Source organism: Amycolatopsis roodepoortensis (assembly GCF_024628825.1).
Classification (GTDB): Bacteria; Actinomycetota; Actinomycetes; order Mycobacteriales; family Pseudonocardiaceae; genus Amycolatopsis; species Amycolatopsis roodepoortensis.
Genome location: NZ_CP102415.1, coordinates 558,148 through 580,828 on the forward strand (window position 1 = coordinate 558,148; position 22,681 = coordinate 580,828).

Sequence of the window (22,681 nt, forward strand, 5' to 3'; positions counted from 1 at the left end):
GCGGCCTGGTGTGGTTCGATGCCGTCGTGGTTCCTACCGAAGCCGAACTCGCCGACGCGTTGACCACGGCCGCTCGTGCGGCCGTCACGGACCTGTTCCGCGACAACCCCGGCCACACGTTCTATTACGTCACGCTCACCACGCCCGGTGAGGCGTTCGGCCCGGCTCTGTCGGCGTGGTCGCATGAGGCGCTGGCTCAGCGGCCGGACGCCGACGACGTCCGCTACTCCTACGCCGATTCCCCGTTTTCGATAGTGGGCGAGGAACACCTGAAGCCGGTCCGTGAGATGTTCGCCGCTCGGCCGGAGGTGTTCGACCTCGCCGACGACGCGTCCGACGCGGAGTTCGAGCTTCGGCTGCGCGCGATGGAGACCGCGTTGCGCAGGCTCGCCGAGGAAGGGCTGTTCGGTGTCGGTGAGGCTCGCGCGAACGTGCTTCTTCTGGTCGAGGTCGTTCCTGACGACGAGGACAACGTGGCCCGGGCTCGTCGGCTGAACCCGCCCGGACCGGCGCTCGATGCTTGGCTGGCCTACTGGGGCTGATTCCTGTCGCGAATACCCGACACAGGATGTCGTGTATTCGGTGGAATGCTCGCGATCCACCGATACGAAGGGGAAAGCGAATTCAGATGGGGTCTCGACTCAACCCGTACCTCAGGTACGACGGGAACGCACGGCAGGCGATGGAGTTCTACCATCAGGTGCTCGGCGGCAAGCTGGAGATCGGTACCATCGCGGACTTCGGTTCACCGGACTCCCCTCACGCCGGCAAGGTCATGCACGCCGAGCTCGTCACCCCGCACGGATACACGTTGATGGCGTGTGACGTCGATGGCCAGATCGAGGACGTGCCGCACTCCCCTGGCAACAACGTCGCGGTCTACCTCGGCGGTGACGGCGAGCTTCGTGGCCATTTCGAGGAGTTGTCCGTCGGCGGCACCGTGACCATGCCTTTGGAGAAGCAGGTGTGGGGTGACGAGGCCGGCGCGCTCGTGGACAGGTTCGGGATCACCTGGATGGTCAACATCTCCAACGCTACTTCGCCTCAGGTGGGACCAGGCGCCGGGTGATCCGGTCGAACAGTTCCACCAGTGGCTCGCTCACGTCCCGGCCGAACTCCGTCAGACCGTAGGTGACCTGTGGTGGCGTCGTGGGTTCGACCTGGCGCCAGATCAGGCCGTCCTGGACGAGGGCGCGCAGGGACTGGGCGAGCATCTTCTCGCTGATCCCCTGGATGCTTTCGCGTAGCTCGTAGAAGCGGAAATCGTTGTGCTGCAAGGAGATCAGCACCCAGATCCCCCATCGGCTGGTGACGTGGTCGACCACTTCGCTGGCGGCGCAGTCGGTGTGAAACACCTCATACCGCGGCTCCGTGCCGGCCGGTTTGAACTGCGCGCCTCCTGCCATGGGAGGAGCTTACCTCGGGGTATGTACTTACGAAAAGTTAGCCGCTATCCCTAGCGTCGTCGCCACGTCGAGATCGAACGAAGGAGCTGTTCATGATCGTGGTGACCGGAGCTACCGGGAACATCGGCAGGCCGTTGACCCAGGCGCTGGCCGAGGCGGGCGAACAGGTGACGGCGGTGTCGCGGCATGTCGCGGCGGCACCGCCGGGTGGGCGTCATGTGGTGGCCGATCTGGCCGAGCCTGCCGGGCTCGACCAGGCGCTGGACGGCGCGAAGGCGTTGTTCCTGCTGCTTTCCGGCGATCTGCATGCCGTCGGAGCGAACCCGGCCGACATCATCGGCCGGGCGGCGGCCGCCGGAGTGAGCCGGGTCGTGCTGCTCTCTTCCCTGGGTGTGGCGACGCGACCGTTCGGTACGACGCGGATCGCGATGCGCGCGCTGGAGGACGTGGTGCGGGAGTCCGGTTTGGACTGGGCCATCCTGCGGCCGGGTGGGTTCGCCTCGAATGCCTTGTGGTGGGCGGAGTCGGTCCGTTCGCGGCAGGTGGTCGCGGCGCCGTTCGGTGACACCGGGGTGCCGATCGTCGATCCGGCGGATATCGCGGAGGTCGCGGCCGCTTGTCTGCTGGACGAGCGGTATCTCGGTGAGGTCTACGAGCTGACCGGTCCGGAGGTGATCACGCCGCGCGAGCAGACAGCGGTCCTCGCCGCTGCGCTGGGTTCGCCGGTGCGGTTTCAGGAGCTCACCCGTGCCGAGGCGAAGGCGGGTATGGCCCGGAGCATGCCGGCTGAGCTCGCGGACGACACGTTGGACATTCTCAGTTCGCCGACGCCGGCGGAACTGCGCGTGAGCCCGGATGTGCACCGGGTTCTCGGCCGTGCGCCGCGGTCGTTCGCCGATTGGGCCGCGAGGAATGTCGCCGCGTTCCGCTGAGGGGTTCGCGCTAGGGTCGTGCTCCGGAGACGAACCTGGGGGTTGCCGAAATGCGTGTCGATCCGTCCAACGAGCGGATGTTGCAGGCGTGGGACGGTGATGACGGCGCTCTGTGGGCGAAGCGCGCGCAACGTTTCAACGACGGTGTCGCCGCTTATCGCGACACGTTCTTCGACGCGGCGGGCATCCGGCCGGCGGACGACGTCCTCGATGTCGGTTGCGGTGCGGGTCAGACGACGCGGGACGCGGCGCGGTTCGCCAGTGGTGGTTCCGCGCTCGGTGTCGACCTCTCCGGGGGGATGCTCGCTCTCGCTCGTCGGCTCGCCGAGGAGGAACGTGTTCGCAATGTCTCTTTCGAACAGGTGGACGCGCAGATCCATCCGTTCGGCGAGGCGCGGTTCGATGTGGTGATCAGCAGGCACGGCTCGATGTTCTTCGGCACTCCCCTGGCGGCGTTCGCCAACCTGGCCAGGGCGACCCGGCCTGGTGGGCGTCTGGTGCTGCTGACGTGGCAGCCGTTCCGGCTCAACGAGTGGATCACCACGTTCCGGACGATCTTCGCGGCGGGTCGTGAGGTGCCGTCGGCGGATCTCGCGCTGAGCGACCCGGCCGAGACCGAGAAGTTGTTGGTCTCGGCCGGGTACTCCGACGTCCGGTGCACCGCGGTGGACAAGCCGATGTACTTCGGCCGGGACGTGGACGACGCGGCCGACTTCATCGTCGAGCAGCATGGCGGCCGGTTGAGCGATCTGGACGAGGCCGCGCGTGCCGCTGCCGTGGCCGCCTTGCGAGCCGATCTGGCCGAGCACCAGACCGACCGAGGCGTTTTCTACGGCTCGGCGGCCTGGCTCGTCGAGGCCCGGCGTCCTTGAGCTACTGCTTGCGGGCGATCAGGTAGGCCTGTTGCGTGCTTTCGAACTCCTCCGACGGTTCGCGGACGAGGGTGGAGAGCATGCTGAACTTCGCCTCCCCTAGCTGCTCGGTGATCTTCTCGGGTGACAAGCGGTAGGCGTCGCAGGAGATGTCGTGCCCGTACGCGTGCTCGATGTGGCGTACTTCGTCGCCGACCTGGAAGGCCAGGAGCAGGTGGCCGCCCGGGGCGAGGACGCGGTGGAAGTCGGCGAAGATCTCCGGCAGCCGCTCTCGTGGTGTGTGGATGATGGAGTACCACGCGACGACGCCGGCCAGGGCGCCGTCCTCAATGGACAATCCGGGCATCTCTCCGACCTGGAAGTCCAGGTGCGGATACGACTTCCGGGCGACGGCGACCATTTCCGGCGAGAGGTCGACGCCGTGGATGTCGAGCCCCAGCCGGTGGAGGTGTTCGGTGATGCGGCCGGGTCCGCAGCCGATTTCGGCGACGCGGCCGCCGTCGGCGGCCTGGACGAGTTCGGTGTAGGCGCCGAGCACGGCGCGGTCCCAGGTGGATCCGGCGAGGTGGTCGCGGAGGAGTTCGGCGTAGTCGGCCGCGACCGTGTCGTAGGCGGTGCGGGTCGTTTGGAGGTAGTCGGTCACGGCGGCGACCCTATCCCCTGGCACCGACGACAATCGTCGCGTACAGGTCGTCGTCGGTGATCACTTCGGGGGTCAATCCGTTGTGTGCCATGGCTTCCGCGGTCCAGGCGGCTTGACCTTCGCCGGTTTCGATCAGCAGGTGCCCGCCCGGTGCGAGCCATTGTGCGGCCTCGGCGGCGACGCGGCGGTGGACGTCGACACCGTCGTGCCCGCCGTCGAGGGCGACGCGGGGTTCGTGGTCGCGTGCTTCGGGCGGCATCATCGCGATGGCGTCGGTCGGGACGTATGGGGCGTTGACGACGAGGATGTCGACGCGGCCTCTCAGCGTCGCGGGAAGCGGTGTGTAGAGGTCGCCCTCGAAGACCTCTCCCCCGGCCTCGGCGACGTTGATGCGGGCGCAGCGGACGGCGGCGGGCTCGATGTCGGCCGCGTAGAGCCGGATGTCGCCGAGTTCGGCGGCGACGGCCGCGCCGAGCGCGCCGGTTCCGCAGCAGAGGTCGAGGACGACCGCTCCTGGTCCGGCGAGGGTGGCGGCGTGGCGGACGAGGAGTTCGGAGCGTTGCCGTGGCACGAAGACGCCGGGTTCGACGGTGATGCGGAGGCCGTGGAATTCGGCCCAGCCGAGGATGACTTCGAGTGGTTCGCCGTCGACGCGGCGCTGGACCATGGTGTCGAGTTCGCCGGGTGTACGTGCTTCGGCGGTGATCAGGCGGGCCTCGTCTTCGGCGAAGACGCATCCGGCGGCCCGGAGCCTGTCGACGACGATCACTGGTCTCGCAGCCTGGCGAGGATTCCGTCGAGGGCCTGGCGGACGGTGTCGGGGACGCCGTTGGTGCGCAGGTCGGTGAGGAATTGTTCGTTGAGCCCGCCGGGGGTCATGTGTTTGCCGGTGAGGGTTTCGAGGGAGCCGCTCTGCTGGACGAGGGCGTGTCCGAGCTGGCCGAAGATGTGCCGGGTGAAGGCGGTCGCCGTGGTGTCCTCGATGCCTTGGTCGGTCATCCAGGCGGCGATGGTGCCGAGGTAGTCGAGGTGGGCGGCGAAGGTGGCCGTGGCGCCGCTGAAGACGTCGAGGTCCTTCTCCGCGGCGGGGACGACGCTGCCACCGATGCTGTCGAAGAGGGCTCGGGCTTCGGGGTTGTCGGGGTACATCGCGGTGAGGCTTTGGCGTCGGGCGGCCGGGGGCAGCGGGATGCTCCGGACGACTTCGCGGGCGGGGGTGGCCCAGTCGCGCAGCCGGTCGAGGGGGACGCCGGCGAGGGCGCTGATCAGGATGTGGTCGGGCCGGAAGGTGAGGCCTCGGAGGACTTCTTCGGCGATCGGCGGGCGGACGGCGAGGATGATCGTCGTGGCGCTGTCGAGGACGGCTTGGTTGCTGTCGCGGACTTCGACGTTGGCGAAGCGTGCCGAGAGTTCTTGGCCGACGCTGCGGCTGCGGGGTGAGAGGAAGATCGAGGGCGGATCGGTGATGTCCTTGCTGAGGCCTTCGACGATGGCGGCGGTGATCTCGCCCGCGCCGACGAATCCGTAGTCCATGGTCAGGCTCCCGTGTGGCCGTCGACGCGTTCGCGGATGAGGTCGGCGTGGCCGTTGTGGCGGGCGTATTCGCCGATCATGTGGAGGTACAGCATGCGCAGCGAGAACGGGTTCCCGCCGAGGTCGAAGGTGTCGTCGAGGGATCCTTCGGCGGCGGCTTCGTCGGCGAGGCGGATCTCTTCGAGGAGGATGTCGTACGCCTCTTCGGCTTTGGCGGCGTCGAGGACTTCGAAGTCGTGGTCCTTGCCGAGGGCGGGGTCGTAGAGGGGTTCGATGTCCTGTGCGGCGTAGCGCAGGCGGAACCAGAAGCGTTCGACCTTGGCGAGGTGCCGGATGAGGCCGAGGAGGGTCATGTTCGACGGTGGGACCGACGCCGTGGCGAGCTGTTCTCCGGTGAGGCCGGCGAGTTTGTGGAGGAACGTGCTGCGGTGCCAGGCCAGCAGGGAGGGCAGGAGGATCCGCTCGTCGGCGGCGGTGTCGCCGGACGGCCGGGTGACCTCGGGGGCGGTCCATGTCATAGCGGCGATCATGCCATCGGGTGACGCGGGGTTCGTGGTGTGCCCGCTGGGGTGAGCGGGGTCACGTGGAGGGCGCTGAATCCTTTCGCGAGGGTCGTGGCTCTTGTAGGGGCCGGGACAAGCCCGGCGCAGGAGGAGGTTGTCGTGGAGGCCGAGTGGCCGAGGGAGTCGTTGATCGTGGCGGCGCAGGGCGGGGACGCGTCCGCCATCGCCGCTTTGGTCTCGGGTTCCCATCCGCATGTGCAGCGGTTCGCACGGTCTCTGTGTGCTTCACCGGAGGACGCGGAGGATTCGGCGCAGGAGGCGTTGATCATCCTGTACCGGAAGATCGGCACGCTGCGTGCGACGGGTGCGCTCGCGTCGTGGATGTTCCGGATCGTGCGCAACGAATGCCTTCGGCGGGCCCGCCGGGCGTTGCGTGGCGGGGCTCCGGCGGAGTCGGTCGCGATGGTTTCGGCCGAGGAAGACGCGCTGGATCGGCTGGAGGCGCAGCGGGTGGCGGCGGCGATCGCCGAGTTGCCGGCGGACCAGCGTCGCGTCTTGATCATGCGTGACATCCAAGGGCATCCGGGCCGGGTGGTCGCGGACGCGCTCGGGTTGAGCACGGCCGCGATGAAGTCCCGGTTGCACCGTGCGCGGGCGACGGTCCGTGCGCTTCTCGACAACCCCGCTTCCTGATCTTCCGTTGAGGAGTTTTCATGCTCGAAATCGGTTCCACGGTCCCTGACGTCGCGCTGGAGGACACGACTGGGCATGTCGTGCGGCTTTCGGAGTTCCGCGGTACGGCAAGCGTGCTGATCTATTTCATGCGTTCGACCACGTGTCCTGTGTGCACCGGCCATGTGAAGGACCTGGCGGCGCGTTCCGAGGAGCTGGCGGCCGCCGGTGTGCGGGTGCTGGTGGCGGTTCCCGAGGGCCGGGCGGAGGCCAAGGCGTGGCGGGCGAAGCGCGGGTTGTCGCTCCGGGTGGTCTCGGGCCGGGACGGCACGCCGCATGAGGCGTTCGGGCTGGTGAAGAAGATGCTGCAGCAGTCGGGCAGTGTGCTGATCGACCGGGACGGGGTGGTCCGGCATGCCCATGAGGCGACCATGCCGACGAGCGCCTACGACAAGAAGGGCATCGCCAAGGCGGTGGAGGAGCTTGCCAGGGTGCGTTGACTGAAGGTGTGAATCGGTGCTTCACTTCTTGGGTGCCGTATCGCCGTACACCGAAGGTCCAGGAGCGTCTGGACGCCCAGCGCGACGCCGTCCTCGCCGCCGCCATCGAGCAATTGGCCGAGCGCGGGTACGCGGGCTGCTCGGTGTCGGCGGTCGCCGAGCGGGCGGGCGTGGCGGTGGGGAGCGTGTACCGCCACTACCCCACCAAGGCCGCGCTGGTGGTGGAGTTGTTCCGCAAGGTCGTCACGCGTGAGGTCGAGGCGGTGCGTGAGGTGTCGGAGCGGCCCGGCACGCCTGCCGAGCGGGTCGTGGCGGTGTTCGACACCTTCGCGAGCCGGGCACTGAAGACGCCGCGGATGGCGTACGCGCTGCTGGCCGAGCCCGTCGACGCGCCCATCGAGGCCGAGCGGCTGGTGTTCAGGCGTGCCTTTCGTGACGTCGTGGCCCAGCACGTGGCCGACGGCGTCCGCTCCGGGGTGCTGCCCGCCCAGGACGCGGACGTCACCGCGGCGGCGCTCGTCGGGGCTGCCGCCGAGGTGCTGATCGGCCCGTTGACCACCGGCAGTGCGGACGAGGTGTCCGGGCTGCGCACTTTCGTCCTGCGTTCCTTGGGAGGTTCCGATGCCGAGCACTCATGAGGTCACCAATCAGGTCCCGCCGCTGGCGGAGTACGACGTCGCCGCCGATCCGGCTTTGCTGGAGGGGCTGGAACGGGCGGACGCGGGCTGGGCGGTGGCCGAGGTGCACGCCCTCGGCAGGCTGGCCGGAAGCGAGCAGGCCCAGGAGTGGGGAAGGCTGGTCAACGAGAACGAGCCGGTGCTGCGGACGCACGACCGGGTCGGGAACCGGATCGACGAGGTCGAGTTCCATCCGTACTGGCACGAGCTGATGGACGTCGCGGTGTCGCATGGGCTGCACGCGGCGCCGTGGCGGGATTCCCGGCCGGGCGCGCACGCGGCACGGGCGGCGAAGATGTACGTCTGGGGCCAAGTCGACGCGGGGCACACGTGCCCGATTTCGATGACGTACGCGGCGGTTCCGGCGTTGCGGTTCAATCCGGAGCTGTCCGCACGGTACGAGCCGTTGCTGGCGGCGACGGAGTACGACTTCGGGTTGCGTGAGCCGAGTTCGAAGCGCGGGCTCATCGCCGGGATGTCGATGACGGAGAAGCAGGGCGGTTCCGATGTCCGGGCGAACACGACCACGGCGCGTCCGCTCGGGGACGGCGGCTATGTGATCGTCGGGCACAAGTGGTTCACCTCGGCGCCGATGTCGGACATGTTCCTGACGCTGGCCCAGGCGCCGGGCGGGTTGTCGTGTTTCCTGCTCCCCCGGGTCCTGCCGGACGGCACGCGCAACGGGATCCGGTTGCAGCGGCTGAAGGACAAGCTGGGCAACCGGTCCAACGCGTCGTCGGAGATCGAGTACGACGACGCGATCGGCTGGCTGATCGGCGAGGAAGGCCGAGGGGTGCGCACCATCATCGAGATGGTGAACAACACCCGGCTGGACTGCGCGGTCGGGAGCGCGTCGGGCATGCGGTACGGCGCCGTGCGGGCGATCCACCACGCGCGGCATCGTCGGGCGTTCGGGGCGAATCTGGTGGATCAGCCGCTGATGGGCAACGTGCTGGCGGACCTCGTCGTGGAGTCCGAGGCGGCGACGACGGTCGGGATGCGGCTCGCGTCGGCGACCGACCGGCCGGACGACGAGCAGGAACAGGCGTTCCGGCGGCTGGGGCTGGCGGTGACGAAGTACTGGGTGTGCAAACGCGGCCCATCGCACGCGGTGGAGGCGCTGGAATGTCTGGGCGGGAACGGGTACGTCGAGGAGTCGGGGATGCCGCGGCTCTACCGTGAAGCTCCGCTGATGTCGATCTGGGAGGGTTCGGGCAACGTCGCGGCGCTCGACGCGTTGCGGGCGATGGCGAAGCAGCCGGAGTCGGTGGCGGCGTATTTCACGGAGGTCGAGCAGGCGGCCGGCGCCGACACGCGGCTGGACGACGCGGTGGGCAGGCTGCGCAAGGAGCTGTCGGATCTGTCGGACATCGAGTACCGGGCACGGCGGCTGGTCGAGTCGATGGCGCTCGTGCTCCAGGGTTCGCTGCTGGTGCGGCACGGGACTCCGGCGGTGGCCGACGCGTTCTGCGCGTCGCGGCTCGGCGGCGACTGGGGTGTCGCGTTCGGGACACTTCCGTCCGGAGTGGACGCGCGGGCGATCATTGCCCGCGCGGAGGTCTGAGCTACTCGGAGTGCCGGCCTCCACGACGACGGCTCAGGGCTGGTGACCGCGCCCTGAACTCCGAGGCGCGGTGAGGCCTGTGAGTCCTTGCCGAGGTCGGCGGTTTCACCGTCGCTTTCGCGCTTTTCGGACTCTCGGTGCCCGCCTGACCACGTGCTGCGGCGGTCCGGCCGGTTCCCCCGGCCGGACCGCCACCGGGCACTGCGAACGGCCGCAGGATTGCGGAATTCGGGTGCATCCAGGAGCGCGTGTGTCGGCTACGTTCCTCGGTCATGGTCGATCGCCGAAGATGCCTGGCCCTGGTCCCCTTGGCGCTGTTCGCCGCCGGCTGCGCGGCGGCCGAGCCGACGCCGATCTTCGCCGCGGCGAGTTCGACGCCTTCCGCGGAGAGTGTGCCGATGATGGACGCGGCGGCCCCGTCGGGCGCGCCGTTCGTGGCGGCGGACGGACGGGACCTGAGGGCCTGCGCCGACGGTGAGTGCGAGGTGCTGGTGCGGACCGGCGACCAGGTTCCCAACGACGGCGGTGCCGGTCCGCTCTCGGTCACGGTCCAGGCGGGGAAGGTGGGCCTCGCCCCGGCCTCCGGTGGGATGGGCGGGGCGATGTCCGGTCCGGCGGGAGCGGTCCACCAGATCAACCGGCAGGTGATCGTCGTCGTCGCGGTACGGGGCAGCGAAGGGATCATCCGGCTCAACCGGAAGTAACGGTTTCTGTACCTACTAGTATGTACGGCATGCATGCGATGCAGTACGAGATCACTCTCCCCGCCGATTACGACATGGGCATCATCCGCGAGCGCGTCGCCACGCGCGGGCATCTGCTCGACGACTTCGGCGGCCTGGGGCTGAAGGTCTACGGGATCCGCGAGCGCGGCGTCGACGGCTCGACGCTGAACCAGTACTCGCCCTTCTACCTGTGGCACGACGAGGCCGGGATGAACGCCTTCCTGTTCGGCGGCCCGTTCAGCGGCATCGTCGAATCCTTCGGGCGTCCCGCCGTGCAGCACTGGACCGTGCTCGGGTTCGAGGAGGGACCCGCGTTCGGCTCGGCCCCGGTCACGGCGGGAAAGCATGTCGTGCGGATCCCCGACGAGACCGACCCGGTCGCCTTCCTCGGCGAGGCTCTCGACGGGCTGCGCGAGCACCTGCGGCGGGACGGCGCGCATTCGGGCGCGCTGGCCGTCGATCCGCGGACGTGGCAGGTCGTCCGCTACACCCTGTGGACCGGTGAGGCGCCTGAAACGGACGAAGTCCGGTATCGGATCCTCCACCTGTCCTCGCCGCACCTGGATCAGCTGCGGCGAGGACGGCAGTGGGATCAGCCGAGCAACGCGGCGAACAACGCACCGGGATCGGCTTCGGGCGGACCGGCGGGCCACTGATCCCGGTACGGGTACCAGAGCCCGTCCTTGCCCAGCCGCACCTGCACGCCGGTTCCGTGGACGGTGCAGTGGTTCCGTTCGACGTCCAGCCCCTCGGCGGGGTCGTCCACGACCTCGGCGAAGGCGGCCCGTGCCCGGCCCATCGCCTGCGGTGGCGGGGTCCACGTGGTCTCCAGGACGTCGAGACCAGTGCGGCCACCGTGCCGCCAGGCGAGCACCGCGCGGTCGAAGTCCTCACCCCTCTCGGCCGGGCGCAGCCTGTCGGCGACCTCCGGACGGGTGGCGGCCAGACGGACGGCGTCCTGCTTACGGGTGAGCTTCGGCTGCGACACGAGCAGCGCGCCGGCCATCTGGCTCGCGTTGGCGATCAGCAGGGCGAAGGTCTCGGCCGGGATATCGGGCGCGCCCGGCACGGTCGGGCCTCCGGTGGGCGCGAACCCGTCGAGATCCGGCAACGGACCCGGCTCGTCGGCGTACGCGCGCTCGGCGTCGATGCCGTCGTCCCCCGTGCGCACGAACCGCGGGGCGTTGCGCCGCTGCAATTCGTCGAGTAGTTCCCCCTCCCCCTTGCCGCGCATCAGCAGCAGCACGAAGGGGTCCGCGTCGAGCAGCCACGAGGCCTGGAACGACAGCGCCGCGGCGTGACGGCACGGCAGCTCCCAGCCGGGGCAGTCGCAGTCCGGGTCGAGGTCACCGATCCCGGGCAGCAGGTGCACTCCGGCGTCGTCGGCGGCCTCGACGAGGTCGTGCGGCATGTCCCGGTCCAGCAACGCGGCGAGATGCCCGGCACGCGAGGCGACCCGGTCGAGGAACCGGTCCCACTCGTCGGCGGTCAGCTCCGCGAGCCGGACCTCGGTGCGGTACTGGCCCTCCTGGTCGTCGACCACGGCGGCGATCCGCCCCGGGCTGACCGTGATCGGACCGACCCGGCCCGCCGCGGCGTACTTGCGGCCCTGTTTGAGCTGACGCAGATCCAGCGCGGTGTCCTCCATCGCGCTGATCCACGCGCGCCCCCACCACGAGCGGGCGAACTGCCCACGCCCGCCTTGAGCTCCGAAGGCGGGGAAACCGCGGACGCGGTCGTCTGGCGTGCTCATCGGCGGCTCCTCAACTCGACCAGATCGGCCAGCTCGGCGTCGGTCAGTTCGGTCAGCGCGGCCTCGCCACCGGCGAGCACCGCGTCGGCGAGCGCGCGTTTCTCCCGCAGCATCGCCGCGATCCGGTCCTCGACCGTGCCCTCGGCGATGAGCCGGTGCACCTGCACCGGCCTGGTCTGCCCGATCCGGTACGCGCGGTCGGTCGCCTGGTCCTCCACCGCGGGATTCCACCAGCGGTCGTAGTGCACGACGTGATCGGCACGGGTCAGGTTGAGCCCGGTCCCCGCCGCCTTGAGCGACAACAGGAACACCGGCACCTCACCGGCCTGGAACCGGCGCACGAGCTCCTCGCGTTTGGGTACCGGGGTGCCGCCGTGCAACAACTGCGTGCCGATGCCGCGCTGCGCGAGATGGCGTTCCAGCAGCCGCGCCATGGCGACGTACTGGGTGAACACCAGCACCGACCCGTCCTCGGCGAGGATCGTGCCCAGGAGTTCGTCGAGCAGTTCGAGTTTGCCCGACCGCCCGTCCAGTACCGCTTCCGACGGCTCCTTGAGGTATTGAGCGGGATGGTTGCAGATCTGTTTGAGCCCGGTGAGCAGCTTGACGATCCGGCCGCGGCGCGCGATGCCCTCGCTGCCGGCGATCTCGGCCATCAGCTCGCGCACCGTCGCCTCGTACAAGGCCGCCTGCTCGGCGGTGAGCGTCACCGGCCGGTCGGTCTCGGTCTTGGGTGGCAGCTCCGGCGCGATCCCCGGATCGGATTTGCGGCGCCGCAACAGGAACGGGCGGACCAGCCGGGACAGGCTCTCCGCGGCCTCCGGATCTTTACCGGACTCGACCGGTTTCGCCCACACCCGGCGGAAGTCGGCCATGGTCCCGAGCAGTCCCGGTGTCGTCCAGTCCAGGATCGCCCACAGCTCGGCGAGGTTGTTCTCCACCGGGGTTCCCGTCAGCGCCACCCGCGCCGACGACGTCAGCGTCCGCAACGCCTTCGCCGTGCCGGAGCGGTGGTTCTTGACGTGCTGCGCCTCGTCGGCGACCAGCAGTCCCCAGTGGACGGCGCGCAGCGGTTCCGGGTCGACGCGCAGGGTGCCGTACGTCGTGAGCACGAAGCCGCCGCCGAGGTCGTCGAGCGAGCGTTCGGTGCCGTGGAACCGGCGCACCGGGACACCGGGGGCGAACTTGGTGATCTCCCGTTCCCAGTTCCCCAGCAGCGATGCCGGGCAGACGACCAGCGTGGGCCCGGCATCGCGATGCAGATGCAGCGAGATCAGCGTGATCGTCTTGCCGAGACCCATGTCGTCGGCCAGACAGCCGCCGAGCCCGATCGAGGTCATGGCGGTGAGCCACTGCAGGCCGCGCATCTGGTAGTCGCGCAGGGTCGCGGCCAGTCCGCGCGGGGGCGCCTGCGGTTCCGGTGGGGCGAGAAGCCGTTCCCGCAACGCGGCGAGCCAGCCGTCGGTGAGGACGTCGACGCGTTCGCCGTCGACCTCGGCCGTCCCGCTCAAGGCGGCGCCGAGCGCGTCGATCGGCGTGAGCGGCTTCAGCGCGCGATCTCGCGCTTTCGCCGCCAGCGCCGGGTCGACGAGGACCCACTGATCACGCAACCGCACGACAGGGCGGTGCGCCTCGGCCAGCGCGTCCATCTCGGCCGCGGTGAGCGGTGCGCCGCCGAGCGCGAGCTGCCAGTCGAACTGCAGCAGGGTGCCACCGGCGAAGAACGACGGAAGGTCCGCCGGCGGCGCGTCACCGCCGCCGACGACGGCCTTCGCGCTCAGGTCGCGCGCGAGATCGGCGGGCCAGTGCACGTCGATGCCCGCCGTGGCCAGCAGGGGCGCGGCGGTGGTGAGCAGTTCGGTGATGTCGGCGTCGCCGAGCCCGACCTCGTCAGGCACCGCGGCGCCGAGCAGGGGTTCCAGCGGAGGCCACAGGTGCGCCGCCCGGCGAAGGGCCAGCATGACGTCGATCCGTGCTCGCGGGCCGAATCGGTCGTCGCCTGCCCAGAGCGCGGCGGCGTCGATCAGGACGCCGGGGTCGGCGAGGCTGTGCACCTGGACGACCCCGCTGAACCGGCCGCTCGTGAAGTCGTCGCCCGGTGCCTCGATCCGGACCGAGACCCGGACCCCGGAGTCCAGCCCGGCAGCGACCTCGGCCGCCCAGTCACGCAACTGCGGGACACGATGCGCGGGCGCGGCGGCGAAGGCCTTGACGCCCGCCGCCTGCGCGGCCGCAGGCGTGCGGGGAAGGGTGTCGGCCACCGCGTCGAGGAACGCGCGCAGCAACGGATACCGCGCGGGGAGCAGGTTTCCCTCGCCCGGGATCGCCCTCGCCCTGGCAGGCATCGCCTCGGACAGCTCGCGTAGCCAGGCGGCGTCGGCGGGTTCCAGCGGGCCCGCGCGCCAGGCGTCCACATCGGACTCCGTGAGCCCGGGCAGCAGCCTGCCCGCCTCGGCCAGCTTCAACGCCGCCGTGGCCGCGGTGCCCCAGAACCGCGCGGAGGGATCGTCGCTTTCACGGAGCCGCAGCAGCGCGGGGAGCGCCTCGGCCATCGGGAGCCGTACGCACGGCACCGTGACGATCTCGGGCAGGGCGACTGTCACCTCCCCGGTCCCCGGCGTGTTCCCGTCCGCGTTCCAGAAGACGAATCCGCTGGTCCGAGGGGGATTATTCGGTTCGAAAACGACACTGCCGAAACCGTCGTGAGACGCCACTCAACCCCAATCTCTGTACGGTGTACAGTTCAGGATAACACAACTCTGTACACCGTAGAGAGAACGTGATGACGGACGCGGACCACACCGGCACGGGCGATCCACGGCGGACCATCGAACTGCTCTGGGGCGTACGCGAGAAGCCTCGTCGCGGCCCCAAGCCGAAGCTCACCGTCGAGGAGATCGTCACCGCCTCGATCGAGCTCGCCGACACCGAGGGCATCACCGCGCTGTCGGTGCGCCGGGGCGCGGAGAAGCTCGGCGTCTCCCCCATGACGATCTACACCTACATCCCCGGCCGCGCCGAACTGCTCGACCTGATGATCGACCGGGTCCACGGCGAATTGACCGATCCGCCGGAGAGTCACGACTGGCGGGTCACGATGACGATCCTCGCCGAGGACGCGTGGGAGATGTACCACCGGCATCCGTGGATGCTCCAGCTCACCACCGGCCGTCTCCCCCTCGGCCCGCACACCTTCGCCAAACACGAACGCGAGCTGAAGGCCGTCGACGCGATCGGCCTCACCGACCTGGAGATGGACGCCGTCGTGGCGATGGTCAACGGGTTCGTCCAGGGCATCGCACGCGGTTCGGTCGAATCGGCGAGTCTCGTGCGGCGATCCGGGATGACGGACCTGGAGTGGTGGACGGCCAGCGCGCCGGTGCTCGCGGAGATCCCCGAGGCCGACGCCGGGCTGTTCCCGCTCGCGGCGCGGATCGGGCAGGCGGCCGGGGAGACGCACGGTGCGGCGAGCGCGCCGCTGCACACCTTCCGGTTCGGGCTGGCGCGGATCCTGGACGGGGTCGAGCAGCTGGTGAACGGCGACTCCGGTGCCTCGGGGGTCGAATTGCCGTCCTGAGCGCGTGGCAGTACATGAAGGCCCCCTTCCTTGCGCCTGGCGCAAGGAAGGGGGCCTTCATGTACTCGGGAAGGTGTGAAGGTCGAGTTTCCTCGGCTGAGCCGAGGGAAGGGGGCATTCACGGACCCGCAGCCGTAAGCCGCATAGGTCACTTGCCGCGTCGTCGCAGCACGCGGTAGACCAGCCACAGCGCCAGCGCGACCGGCGTCAGGACCGCCGTGAACAGGATTCCCCCGAACATCCCGTAGCCGTGCGGATCGAAGGACAAGCCGGTCGCGCTGAGCACCACGCGGGCGACGAGCAGCACGATCACCGCGGCGACGCAGACGAACGCGCCGAGCACGACGCGTCGTAACACCGTCCGCGATGTGCTGTCCATATCGGTCACTTCGGGTCGGGAGTGCAGACGGTCAGGAACGACTTCCGGTTCTCCCGCTCGACACCCGCCGCGTCGAGCCAGCCGCTCCGGCCGAACAGGTAGGTCCCGGCCGGATGCTGGGCCGATTCCCGCAGCACCTGGGCGACGTCGGCCTTGGCGCCGTTCGCTTTAGGGCCGTCGACGGCGACACTGATCGAACCCGCCTTGGTCCAGTCGTACCCCGCGGGCAGCAGTGTCCGCACCTGGAGCGGGCTCTCGGTGTCCGGAAAGGACACCCCGAGCAGGTCCAGGCGCTCGACCCGCACCCCCGGCTGGGGCGCCGACCAGACCTGCTCGGTGCTCGCCTGGGTGCCGGAGTCGAACGTCAGCCTCAGGCCGGTGACGCCCTCGCACGGAGTGCCGGTCCACAGTTTCAGGACGCCGTCGTCCACGCGGAACCCGGCCTCCGGTGGCAGCGACGGCGCGAACTGTGCCTTGGTGTCGCACGCCGCGGTCACCGCCAGCACGAGCGCGGCGGCGCAGGCGACGCGCGACGCCCTAGTGGTATCCGCCATCGGTGAGTCCCGCGTCTTCCTCGGTTTCGTTGCCGCCGGTGACCTGCTCCCACGCGTAGGAGGCGAGGAAGCCGGCATAACCTTCGCGCGCCCATTGCTGGGAGTGGCGCTCCTCGTGGTGCAGCAGCCGGTCCAGGTCGAGCGAACCCTGGGACGCGCCGTTGTCGTCCTCGTACCAGGCGTGACCCGACTTCACGACCTCCCGCAGTTGCTGCGCCGGATCCTTCGCGTCGTCGATGTTCAGCATGAACGTGTCGCCCCAGGCGGTTCCGCCCTGCTGGCTGAACTGGTCCTGGATGAGGTTCCCGCCGAGACCCATCATCATGCCGTTGGGGGTGGTCACCAGCCGCCCGCCGTTGCCGTGCACGAAGCCGACGTCGTCGTCGTAGCTCCAGGAGTTCTCCCGTTGCCGCTCGCTGATCCGCCGCAGCTCCTCGGATCCGTACGGCGTCGGCGCGAAGTCGGTCTTCTCGCCTTCGGTCCCGTAGTCGGTGCCCGCGTTCAGGATGTAGGTCATCCGGACGGCCTTGGCGGCGTCGTCCCCGCTGATGCCGGTCGGCATCAGGAAGTACGACTTGAAGGTCCCGTCGCCGTCTTCGTCCTCGCGGATCTCTTCCATACCGTCGAGGACCTTGAAATCCTCGGGCGTGATGTCGTGTTCGTCGGCGATCTTCTTGATGGTGTCGATCGATACGCCCCGGCGTACGGCGTTCTCGAGCCACCGCCGGTAGTGCCCGGACGCGGGTGGCCCGGTAAGCAGTCCCGCCTCGCGCAGGGACTGCTCCATCTCGATCACCTTGGCGTCGATCTCCCCGCTCTTCTTCGCTCCCGCGAGGGTGGTCGCGCCGTCGTCGCTGACCTTGCCGTCCTGCGCGAGTTGCATCACGCGGGCGAGGGCGACGTCGATGTTGTTCGCCGCCGTGAGGATCGCCTTGGTCTCCTGCTCCAGCTGCTTCTTGATGGTTTCGCGGTGCCGCCGGGACTCGGCGTACTCTTCGGCCTCGAACCGCGATTTCGGGGGCGGGTCGGCAGGCTTGTCGTCCACGAGCGCCCCGTCGGCGGCGATGCGGAACTGGTAGGTGTGGGCGAGGGAGTCGTTGTTGGCGACCCTGCTCTTGAGGGCGGTCACCTCGTCCGACGCGTTCTGCAGGGCGGTTTCGACGGCGGACAGTTCCGCGACCAGCACCTCGGCCTTGTTCCGCGTGTCACCTAGCGAACTGCGCGCGTTCTCACCGGCCGGGCCGTGCCAGTCGGGCAGTTTCCGGGCGTCGTCGAGTTCGTCCTGCAACCCGATGAGTTTGTCCCGCCGCCCAGCCAGGTTGGTTGCCGCCGTGTCGAGCGCCTCGGCGTCCCATTTGCGGACGTCGTCGTAGCCGATCGTCATCCTCCGAAAGCCTCCTTCGCGGAGTTCTCGTTTTCGGAGTAGGTGTTCGCGGCCTTCGTGATCGAGTCGCTCCAGCCGTCGATCTCGCCGGCCCACCCCTTCGCGCGCTCGGTGAACGTCGACGCCAGAGTGGGCGCGTTCTTCGCGGCCTCACCGCCGGGCAGCGCCGTCGCTATCGCGTCCAGGCCATTGCCCGGTTCCACGGCCCTGGCCTGGTCCGCGGCGGACCCCGCCGCCTTGGCCGCGTTCCGCAGCTGACCGATCTCGACCTCGTACCCGCTCACAGCCGCTGGACTCTACTTGAGCTCGGGGGCCTCCACAGGCGATTTGGGCGATTCTTCGATGACCGGAGGGCGGGCGAGCTCGGCCAGCTGCCGGACTACGTCGTCGTACCGCGCCTGATCCGCGACGGCACGGGCCTGCGCGCGCTCCAGTTCTTCGGCCAGCGCCGTCGCCCGGGCTTCGGCGAGGCTCCTGGCCGTGTGTTCTTCCGCAAGCGACGCGCGGACGCGGTCGAGCTCGCCCCGGAGCCCGGCCGATTCCTCCCGCGCGGCGGCACAGTCCTTTTCGGACACCGTCGCCCTGGCCTTCGCTTCGTCGAGCCGGTCCAGCAGTGCTTCGAGCTCGGCGACCGCACGGGCGAGTGCCGTGTCGCGCTCGCCCAGCTCCGCCGCCAGCCGGGTCTTCTCCTCCCGGACGGCGGCGAAGTCCTCGCGCAGTGTCCGGAGGTCGGAGACCAATGCGTCGCGGGCGCGTTCGGCCGCCACGGTCGCTGCTTCCGCGGCGCCCCTGGCCCGTTCGTGCGCGGCGACTTCGGCCCACGAACGCTGGCGGGTCTCCTCCGCGTCCTTCAAGGCCTGCTCGGCGGTGCGTTCCGCTTTGGCCTTGGCCATCTTGTCGTCGCGGGACGCGGCCAACGCCGTCGCACGGGCGGTGTCGGCCTTCGCCGCGGCCTGCTGCGCGTCCTCGGCTTCACGCCGCGCCGCGGCCGCGTCGGTTTCGGCTTCGGTGACCCGTCCCAGCGCGGCTTCGGCGGCGTTGTCGAATCGGGAACGCATGGCGTCCAGCAATTCCACCAGCGACGCCGCGGCCGGGGTGAACTCGTCGGCGATCCGCCGGACCTCCAGCAGCGGATCGGCCACGCTCGCCACGGCGGCCGCCCGCCGGGCGCGCGACGCGGCGTCGGCGTGGGTCTTGCTGCAGTAGGCCGAAGGCCTGCCGCCCTTGCGTTTCCCGTCGGCGTCCACCGCGGGCGGGGGCAAGGGATTCTCGCAGCCTTCCAGCGCGCACAGCCGGACCTCGTCGGCGTCCGTATCGATCACCGCAGCAGGGTAGCGCTGCCCGCCCGCGCCAAAAGCGAGGCAACGCCGGTGGGACCGCCGATAGGGTCGATCGCATGCGTGTCCTGTTCGCCTTCGCCGGCGGCAACGGTCACTTCCGGCCGCTGCTCCCCCTCGCCCACGCGCTCGCCGACGCGGGCCACACGATCGCGTTCACCGGTGAGCCGTTCATGGTCCCGATCGTCGAAGCGACGGGTTTCGCCGCGTTCCCGTCGGGGCCGAATCTCGGCAGTGACGGCCGTCGTCGGCCGTTGCTGCCCGTCGACAGGGACCGCGAAGACGCCGACCTCCGTGACGGGTTCATTCGTCGCACCGCACCTCTGCGGGCGAAGGACGTCTTGGCGCTCTGCGAGGACTGGACACCGGATCTGCTGGTCTGCGACGAAGCCGATCACGGCGCGATGATCGCGGCCGAACGGCTCGGTCTCCCTCACGCGACCGTCCTGGTCACCGCGGCGGGCGTCCTCATCCGTCCAGGATTGGTCGACGACGCGCTCAACGAGGTCCGCGCGGCCCACGGGCTTCCCCCGCAGCGGAACCTCGACATGGCCTACCGGCATCTCGTGCTCTCACCGTTCCCGGCGAGCTTCCGCGATTCACGGTTCCCGCTGCCGCCGACCGCACAGCCGTTCCACGATCCCGTTCCCGGTCGTGGGCCGGTGCCGGACTGGTACGTCGAGGGACGCAAGACGGTCTATTTCACCCTTGGCACGATCTTCAACACCGAATCCGGCGACCTGTTCGCCCGGGCGCTGGCCGGCCTGCGGGAGGTCGACGCGACCTGCGTGGTGACCGTCGGAAACCTCATCGATCCCGCCGAGTTCGGCCCTCAACCGGAGCACGTCCACCTCACGAGGTACCTGCCGCAGGACGACGTCCTCCCGTATTGCGACGCGGCCCTCACCCACGGCGGTTCGGGCAGCCTGCTGGGTGCGATCGCCCACGGGCTGCCGATGGTGCTGCTGCCGATGGGCGCCGACCAGCCCCACAACGGCGACCGGGTCACCGAACTCGGGCTCGGCACCGTCCTCGACGTCCTCGAAGCCACGCCGGAAGACATCCGCGACGCCGTGACCACGGTGCTGAGGGAACCGTCCTACCGGGAGGCGGCCGCGCGGTTGCGCGACGAGGTCACCGCGTACCCGCCGCCGGAGAAGATCGTCCCGCTCCTGGAAGGACTGCTGCGGTGACCACCGAACTCGACGCCGCGATCACCCGGGCGTACCGGGAGGAGTCGGGACAGGTGATCGCCACCCTGATCCGGGTCACCGGCGACTGGGATCTGGCCGAGGAATGCCTCCAGGAGGCGTTCGCGCTCGCGTTGCGCACCTGGCCCCGCGACGGCGTCCCGGCGAAACCCGGCGCGTGGCTGACCACGGCGGCGCGTAACCGGGCCACCGACCGGATCCGGCGTGAGGCGGTCGGCGCGGCGAAACTGCGGGAAGCGGCCCAACTGGACGTTCCCGCCGAGCCGCAGTGGGACGAGAGCGGCGTCCACGACGACAGGCTCCGGCTGATCTTCACCTGCTGCCACCCCGCCCTGTCGCTGGAAGGCCAGATCGCCCTCGCGCTGCGGACCTTGGCCGGGCTCACGACCGCCGAGATCGCCCGCGCGTTCCTCGTCTCCGAGGCGACGATGTCTCAGCGGCTGGTCCGGGTGAAACGGAAGATCCGCACCGCGGGCATCCCGTACCGGGTACCACCGGCGGAGCTGCTGCCCGAACGTACGGCCGCGGTACTGGGCATGCTGTACCTGCTGTTCAACGAGGGCTACTCGGCCAGCGCCGGAACCGATCTGCTCCGGCCCGACCTGTCCGCGGAAGCCATCCGGCTCGCCCGGATCCTCGCGGACCTGATGCCCGGTGAACCGGAGGTCCTCGGACTGCTGGCCTTGCTTCTCCTGCACGACGCCCGCCGTTCCACACGCGTCGACGATGAAGGCACCCTCGTATCGCTCGAAGACCAAGACCGCGGCCGCTGGAACACCGCCGAGATCGCCGAGGGCACCGAACTGCTGGAGTCCGCGCTCCGCCACGGCGTCGCCGGGCAGTACCAGGTCCAGGCCGCCATCGCCGCCTGCCACACGACCGCGGCCCACGCGGCCGAGACCGACTGGGCGCAGATCGCCGCCCTCTGTCGACAAGCTCGCCGGCAGTCTTCCGGGCTACCACCTGCTTCCCGCGACCCGTGCGGACCTGCTGCGGCGCCTCGGCCGAATCGAGGAGGCCGCCGGCGCCTACCGCGAGGCGCTGGCGCTCGCCGGTACCGACGTCGAGCGCGCCTACCTGTCGCGAAAACTCGCCGAAATCTCCTGACACCGGGTGTCTGTCCCCGGTGTCGCCGTTCGTCGGCCGGGTGACAAGTCCCGACAGAGGAAGGGGTCATCCGATGGCCGTTCTCGACGTTCCCGGCGCCCGGCTGCACCACACCGTCACCGGCAGGGGGCCGACGCTGCTGTGCATCCCCGGTGGCGCGGCCGATTCCGGTATGTTCGCGCCGATCGCGGGCCTGCTCGCGGAGCAGTACACGGTGATCACCTACGACCCGCGCGGGATCTCCCGCAGCACCCTCGACGATCCCGGCGAGGAGCAGCGGATCGAGGTCCACACCGACGACGCGCTCCGCCTGCTCGACAGCGTGAGTCCCAAACCCGCGGTGATCTTCGCGTCCAGCGGCGGTTGCATGCAGGCCTTCGAGCTCGTCGTCCGCCATCCCGGGCGGGTACGGACGCTCGTCGCGCACGAACCACCGCTGACGAGCCTGCTGGACGAGCAGCCCGACGTCGATCCCGACGAGCTGCTGAACATCCACCGCGAGCACGGGATCGAGGCGGCGATGGCGAAGTTCCTCGCCGATGCCGGTTTCGAGGCCGGCGAGGGTGCTCTCCCGCCGGAGATGCGGAAGAACATGGAGTTCTTCATCGTCCACCTGATGACGATGATCGGGAACTACACCCCGGACTACGCGGCCTTGAAGGCGTCGGCGACCCGGATGGTCGTCGGTGTCGGCAAGGACTCGGCCGGGCAGCCAGCACATGAGGCCGCGGTGCTCGCCGCCGGCCGTCTCGGGGTGGAGCCGACCTACTTCCCCGGTGACCACGGTGGTTTCGCCGCCGAAGCCGCCGCGTTCGCGCCGCAGCTCCTGGAGATCCTCCGCGCCTGACCCCGGTCAGGCGCGGACGTGCACGATCAGTCCGCCCACCAGAGCACCGAAGCCGCCGATCGCGGCCAAGGTACGGACGAGGTTCCAGCGTTCCCAGACGCCCTCGAACTTCGCCCGCAGCGCCTCGAAGTCGGTGTCGTCACCGGCGAAACCGGCTTCGAGCGCGTTGTTCAACGGCACGTTGATCGCCATCGTCACGATCAGCATCACCAGCAGCAGGACGAACCCCGCGATGAGCCACGGCAGAGCGGACCGCAGCTCCGACCGGAAGTGCAGCGCCGCGGCCGCCGCGGCGAGCAATGGCGCGCCCCCGAAGCTGATCGCGAACCAGCCGTTGAGGATGGCGATGTTGATCTCCCGCATCCCGGTCACATAGGTCCGGGCGTCGGCCCGGCCCAGTCCTGGCATGACCGAGCACGTGTAGGCGTAGAACAAGCCCGCGATCAACCCCGCCGTGATGACGGCCGCGATCAGGACGATCTCGCTCAGCGTCGTCATTGCCGTC

26 protein-coding genes and 1 pseudogene are annotated in these 22,681 nt (G+C 69.7%); 14 read left to right on the plus strand and 13 right to left on the minus strand.

What is annotated here, in order from left to right; genetic code table 11:
• The first annotated feature begins 26 nt into the window (after positions 1-26).
• Together NQK81_RS02695 and NQK81_RS02700 are read left to right on the plus strand one after the other, a co-directional pair.
• Positions 27-542: a DUF4303 domain-containing protein gene (locus NQK81_RS02695; RefSeq protein WP_257486889.1), complete on the plus strand. Its 516-nt coding sequence runs from the start codon at positions 27-29 to the stop codon at positions 540-542.
• An 86-nt stretch (positions 543-628) separates the two neighbouring features.
• Positions 629-1,069 carry a VOC family protein gene (locus NQK81_RS02700; RefSeq protein ID WP_257486890.1) on the plus strand — a complete coding sequence of 147 codons (441 nt, stop codon included), beginning with the start codon at positions 629-631 and terminating at the stop codon, positions 1,067-1,069.
• On the opposite strand, the gene NQK81_RS02705 is transcribed toward NQK81_RS02700, so the two are convergent.
• The gene (locus tag NQK81_RS02705) at positions 1,035-1,406 is read right to left on the minus strand and encodes a winged helix-turn-helix transcriptional regulator (RefSeq protein WP_257486891.1); all 372 of its coding nucleotides are present in this window, start codon (positions 1,404-1,406) and stop codon (positions 1,035-1,037) included. The two genes, NQK81_RS02700 and NQK81_RS02705, sit on opposite strands and share 35 nt — an antisense overlap.
• A 92-nt stretch (positions 1,407-1,498) precedes the next feature.
• Between NQK81_RS02705 and NQK81_RS02710 the strand changes: the two genes are divergently transcribed.
• Both NQK81_RS02710 and NQK81_RS02715 read left to right on the plus strand, forming a co-directional pair.
• Entirely contained in the window at positions 1,499-2,338 is an 840-nt protein-coding gene (locus NQK81_RS02710; RefSeq protein WP_257486892.1) for an SDR family oxidoreductase, read from the plus strand.
• 50 nt (positions 2,339-2,388) lie between these two features.
• Positions 2,389-3,210: a class I SAM-dependent methyltransferase gene (locus NQK81_RS02715; protein WP_257486893.1), complete on the plus strand. Its 822-nt coding sequence runs from the start codon at positions 2,389-2,391 to the stop codon at positions 3,208-3,210.
• A gap of 1 nt (position 3,211) precedes the next feature.
• Here the strand turns inward: NQK81_RS02715 and NQK81_RS02720 are convergent, their stop codons facing one another.
• The 4 genes from NQK81_RS02720 to NQK81_RS02735 are packed head-to-tail and all read right to left on the minus strand — an operon-like array spanning position 3,212 to position 5,904.
• Positions 3,212-3,853, minus strand: a complete 642-nt coding sequence (locus tag NQK81_RS02720) for a class I SAM-dependent DNA methyltransferase (protein WP_257486894.1) — start codon at positions 3,851-3,853, stop codon at positions 3,212-3,214.
• A 10-nt stretch (positions 3,854-3,863) separates the two neighbouring features.
• Entirely contained in the window at positions 3,864-4,622 is a 759-nt protein-coding gene (locus NQK81_RS02725) for a putative protein N(5)-glutamine methyltransferase (RefSeq protein ID WP_257486895.1), read from the minus strand.
• Entirely contained in the window at positions 4,619-5,386 is a 768-nt protein-coding gene (locus tag NQK81_RS02730; protein ID WP_257486896.1) for an NAD(P)-binding domain-containing protein, read from the minus strand. The genes NQK81_RS02725 and NQK81_RS02730 overlap by 4 nt, the downstream gene beginning before the upstream one ends.
• A 2-nt stretch (positions 5,387-5,388) precedes the next feature.
• Complete coding sequence (locus tag NQK81_RS02735; protein WP_257486897.1) at positions 5,389-5,904, minus strand: DinB family protein; 516 nt, start codon at positions 5,902-5,904, stop codon at positions 5,389-5,391.
• Positions 5,905-6,048: 144 nt separating this feature from the next.
• Between NQK81_RS02735 and NQK81_RS02740 the strand changes: the two genes are divergently transcribed.
• The 6 genes from NQK81_RS02740 to NQK81_RS02765 all read left to right on the plus strand — a co-directional run bounded on the left by NQK81_RS02740 (position 6,049) and on the right by NQK81_RS02765 (position 10,683).
• Positions 6,049-6,582 (plus strand): RNA polymerase sigma factor, encoded by a 534-nt coding sequence (locus NQK81_RS02740; RefSeq protein ID WP_257486898.1) that lies wholly within the window; start codon positions 6,049-6,051, stop codon positions 6,580-6,582.
• A gap of 20 nt (positions 6,583-6,602) precedes the next feature.
• Entirely contained in the window at positions 6,603-7,061 is a 459-nt protein-coding gene (locus NQK81_RS02745; protein WP_257486899.1) for a peroxiredoxin family protein, read from the plus strand.
• 32 nt (positions 7,062-7,093) lie between these two features.
• Positions 7,094-7,699: a TetR/AcrR family transcriptional regulator gene (locus tag NQK81_RS02750; RefSeq protein ID WP_257486900.1), complete on the plus strand. Its 606-nt coding sequence runs from the start codon at positions 7,094-7,096 to the stop codon at positions 7,697-7,699.
• The gene (locus tag NQK81_RS02755) at positions 7,683-9,302 is read left to right on the plus strand and encodes an acyl-CoA dehydrogenase family protein (protein WP_257486901.1); all 1,620 of its coding nucleotides are present in this window, start codon (positions 7,683-7,685) and stop codon (positions 9,300-9,302) included. Before NQK81_RS02750 ends, NQK81_RS02755 begins: the two co-directional genes overlap by 17 nt.
• Before the next feature lie 272 nt (positions 9,303-9,574).
• Positions 9,575-10,006, plus strand: coding sequence for a hypothetical protein (locus tag NQK81_RS02760; RefSeq protein ID WP_257486902.1), 432 nt, complete (start codon positions 9,575-9,577; stop codon positions 10,004-10,006).
• 29 nt (positions 10,007-10,035) lie between these two features.
• Positions 10,036-10,683, plus strand: a complete 648-nt coding sequence (locus NQK81_RS02765; protein ID WP_257486903.1) for a DUF4865 family protein — start codon at positions 10,036-10,038, stop codon at positions 10,681-10,683.
• Here NQK81_RS02765 and NQK81_RS02770 read toward each other — a convergent pair.
• Together NQK81_RS02770 and NQK81_RS02775 are read right to left on the minus strand one after the other, a co-directional pair.
• Positions 10,620-11,780: an SWIM zinc finger family protein gene (locus NQK81_RS02770; protein WP_257486904.1), complete on the minus strand. Its 1,161-nt coding sequence runs from the start codon at positions 11,778-11,780 to the stop codon at positions 10,620-10,622. The two genes, NQK81_RS02765 and NQK81_RS02770, sit on opposite strands and share 64 nt — an antisense overlap.
• A complete protein-coding gene (locus NQK81_RS02775) occupies positions 11,777-14,494 on the minus strand; it encodes an SCO1167/SCO6262 family helicase (protein ID WP_257486905.1) in 2,718 nt (905 codons plus the stop codon). Before NQK81_RS02775 ends, NQK81_RS02770 begins: the two co-directional genes overlap by 4 nt.
• Before the next feature lie 68 nt (positions 14,495-14,562).
• On the opposite strand from NQK81_RS02775, the gene NQK81_RS02780 reads away from it, so the two are divergent.
• Positions 14,563-15,357 carry a TetR/AcrR family transcriptional regulator gene (locus NQK81_RS02780; RefSeq protein ID WP_257486906.1) on the plus strand — a complete coding sequence of 265 codons (795 nt, stop codon included), beginning with the start codon at positions 14,563-14,565 and terminating at the stop codon, positions 15,355-15,357.
• Positions 15,358-15,505: 148 nt separating this feature from the next.
• Here NQK81_RS02780 and NQK81_RS02785 read toward each other — a convergent pair whose 3' ends face one another.
• Genes NQK81_RS02785 through NQK81_RS02805 form a run of 5 tightly spaced genes read right to left on the minus strand, consistent with a single transcriptional unit; the run spans position 15,506 to position 18,996 of the window.
• Complete coding sequence (locus tag NQK81_RS02785; RefSeq protein WP_257486907.1) at positions 15,506-15,736, minus strand: hypothetical protein; 231 nt, start codon at positions 15,734-15,736, stop codon at positions 15,506-15,508.
• 5 nt (positions 15,737-15,741) lie between these two features.
• A complete protein-coding gene (locus NQK81_RS02790; RefSeq protein WP_257486908.1) occupies positions 15,742-16,290 on the minus strand; it encodes a hypothetical protein in 549 nt (182 codons plus the stop codon).
• Positions 16,274-17,674 (minus strand): WXG100 family type VII secretion target, encoded by a 1,401-nt coding sequence (locus NQK81_RS02795; RefSeq protein WP_257486909.1) that lies wholly within the window; start codon positions 17,672-17,674, stop codon positions 16,274-16,276. The genes NQK81_RS02790 and NQK81_RS02795 overlap by 17 nt, the downstream gene beginning before the upstream one ends.
• On the minus strand, positions 17,671-17,958 hold the full coding sequence (locus NQK81_RS02800; RefSeq protein ID WP_126732984.1) for a hypothetical protein: 288 nt from the start codon (positions 17,956-17,958) through the stop codon (positions 17,671-17,673). The genes NQK81_RS02795 and NQK81_RS02800 overlap by 4 nt, the downstream gene beginning before the upstream one ends.
• Positions 17,959-17,970: 12 nt before the next feature.
• Positions 17,971-18,996: a hypothetical protein gene (locus NQK81_RS02805; protein ID WP_257486910.1), complete on the minus strand. Its 1,026-nt coding sequence runs from the start codon at positions 18,994-18,996 to the stop codon at positions 17,971-17,973.
• A gap of 74 nt (positions 18,997-19,070) precedes the next feature.
• Between NQK81_RS02805 and NQK81_RS02810 the strand changes: the two genes are divergently transcribed.
• From NQK81_RS02810 to NQK81_RS02820, 3 genes and pseudogenes are all read left to right on the plus strand, one after another.
• The gene (locus NQK81_RS02810) at positions 19,071-20,204 is read left to right on the plus strand and encodes a glycosyltransferase (RefSeq protein ID WP_257486911.1); all 1,134 of its coding nucleotides are present in this window, start codon (positions 19,071-19,073) and stop codon (positions 20,202-20,204) included.
• Positions 20,201-21,329 (plus strand): annotated as a pseudogene (locus tag NQK81_RS02815) (RNA polymerase sigma factor). The gene NQK81_RS02810 and the pseudogene NQK81_RS02815 overlap by 4 nt, the downstream one beginning before the upstream one ends.
• Before the next feature lie 73 nt (positions 21,330-21,402).
• The gene (locus NQK81_RS02820; RefSeq protein WP_257486912.1) at positions 21,403-22,176 is read left to right on the plus strand and encodes an alpha/beta fold hydrolase; all 774 of its coding nucleotides are present in this window, start codon (positions 21,403-21,405) and stop codon (positions 22,174-22,176) included.
• Positions 22,177-22,182: 6 nt separating this feature from the next.
• Here the strand turns inward: NQK81_RS02820 and NQK81_RS02825 are convergent, their stop codons facing one another.
• Entirely contained in the window at positions 22,183-22,674 is a 492-nt protein-coding gene (locus tag NQK81_RS02825) for an anthrone oxygenase family protein (RefSeq protein ID WP_257486913.1), read from the minus strand.
• Positions 22,675-22,681: the final 7 nt, after the last annotated feature.

What these genes read in the sequence shown, in the direction of transcription:
- NQK81_RS02700 (WP_257486890.1), top strand. Translation starts at nt 629, where the DNA reads ATGGGGTCTCGACTCAACCCGTACCTCAGGTACGACGGGAACGCACGG.
- NQK81_RS02705 (WP_257486891.1), bottom strand. Translation starts at nt 1,406, where the DNA reads ATGGCAGGAGGCGCGCAGTTCAAACCGGCCGGCACGGAGCCGCGGTAT.
- NQK81_RS02710 (WP_257486892.1), top strand. Translation starts at nt 1,499, where the DNA reads ATGATCGTGGTGACCGGAGCTACCGGGAACATCGGCAGGCCGTTGACC.
- NQK81_RS02715 (WP_257486893.1), top strand. Translation starts at nt 2,389, where the DNA reads ATGCGTGTCGATCCGTCCAACGAGCGGATGTTGCAGGCGTGGGACGGT.
- NQK81_RS02730 (WP_257486896.1), bottom strand. Translation starts at nt 5,386, where the DNA reads ATGGACTACGGATTCGTCGGCGCGGGCGAGATCACCGCCGCCATCGTC.
- NQK81_RS02735 (WP_257486897.1), bottom strand. Translation starts at nt 5,904, where the DNA reads ATGACATGGACCGCCCCCGAGGTCACCCGGCCGTCCGGCGACACCGCC.
- NQK81_RS02745 (WP_257486899.1), top strand. Translation starts at nt 6,603, where the DNA reads ATGCTCGAAATCGGTTCCACGGTCCCTGACGTCGCGCTGGAGGACACG.
- NQK81_RS02755 (WP_257486901.1), top strand. Translation starts at nt 7,683, where the DNA reads ATGCCGAGCACTCATGAGGTCACCAATCAGGTCCCGCCGCTGGCGGAG.
- NQK81_RS02760 (WP_257486902.1), top strand. Translation starts at nt 9,575, where the DNA reads ATGGTCGATCGCCGAAGATGCCTGGCCCTGGTCCCCTTGGCGCTGTTC.
- NQK81_RS02765 (WP_257486903.1), top strand. Translation starts at nt 10,036, where the DNA reads ATGCATGCGATGCAGTACGAGATCACTCTCCCCGCCGATTACGACATG.
- NQK81_RS02770 (WP_257486904.1), bottom strand. Translation starts at nt 11,780, where the DNA reads ATGAGCACGCCAGACGACCGCGTCCGCGGTTTCCCCGCCTTCGGAGCT.
- NQK81_RS02780 (WP_257486906.1), top strand. Translation starts at nt 14,563, where the DNA reads ATGACGGACGCGGACCACACCGGCACGGGCGATCCACGGCGGACCATC.
- NQK81_RS02785 (WP_257486907.1), bottom strand. Translation starts at nt 15,736, where the DNA reads ATGGACAGCACATCGCGGACGGTGTTACGACGCGTCGTGCTCGGCGCG.
- NQK81_RS02790 (WP_257486908.1), bottom strand. Translation starts at nt 16,290, where the DNA reads ATGGCGGATACCACTAGGGCGTCGCGCGTCGCCTGCGCCGCCGCGCTC.
- NQK81_RS02795 (WP_257486909.1), bottom strand. Translation starts at nt 17,674, where the DNA reads ATGACGATCGGCTACGACGACGTCCGCAAATGGGACGCCGAGGCGCTC.
- NQK81_RS02810 (WP_257486911.1), top strand. Translation starts at nt 19,071, where the DNA reads ATGCGTGTCCTGTTCGCCTTCGCCGGCGGCAACGGTCACTTCCGGCCG.
- NQK81_RS02820 (WP_257486912.1), top strand. Translation starts at nt 21,403, where the DNA reads ATGGCCGTTCTCGACGTTCCCGGCGCCCGGCTGCACCACACCGTCACC.
- NQK81_RS02825 (WP_257486913.1), bottom strand. Translation starts at nt 22,674, where the DNA reads ATGACGACGCTGAGCGAGATCGTCCTGATCGCGGCCGTCATCACGGCG.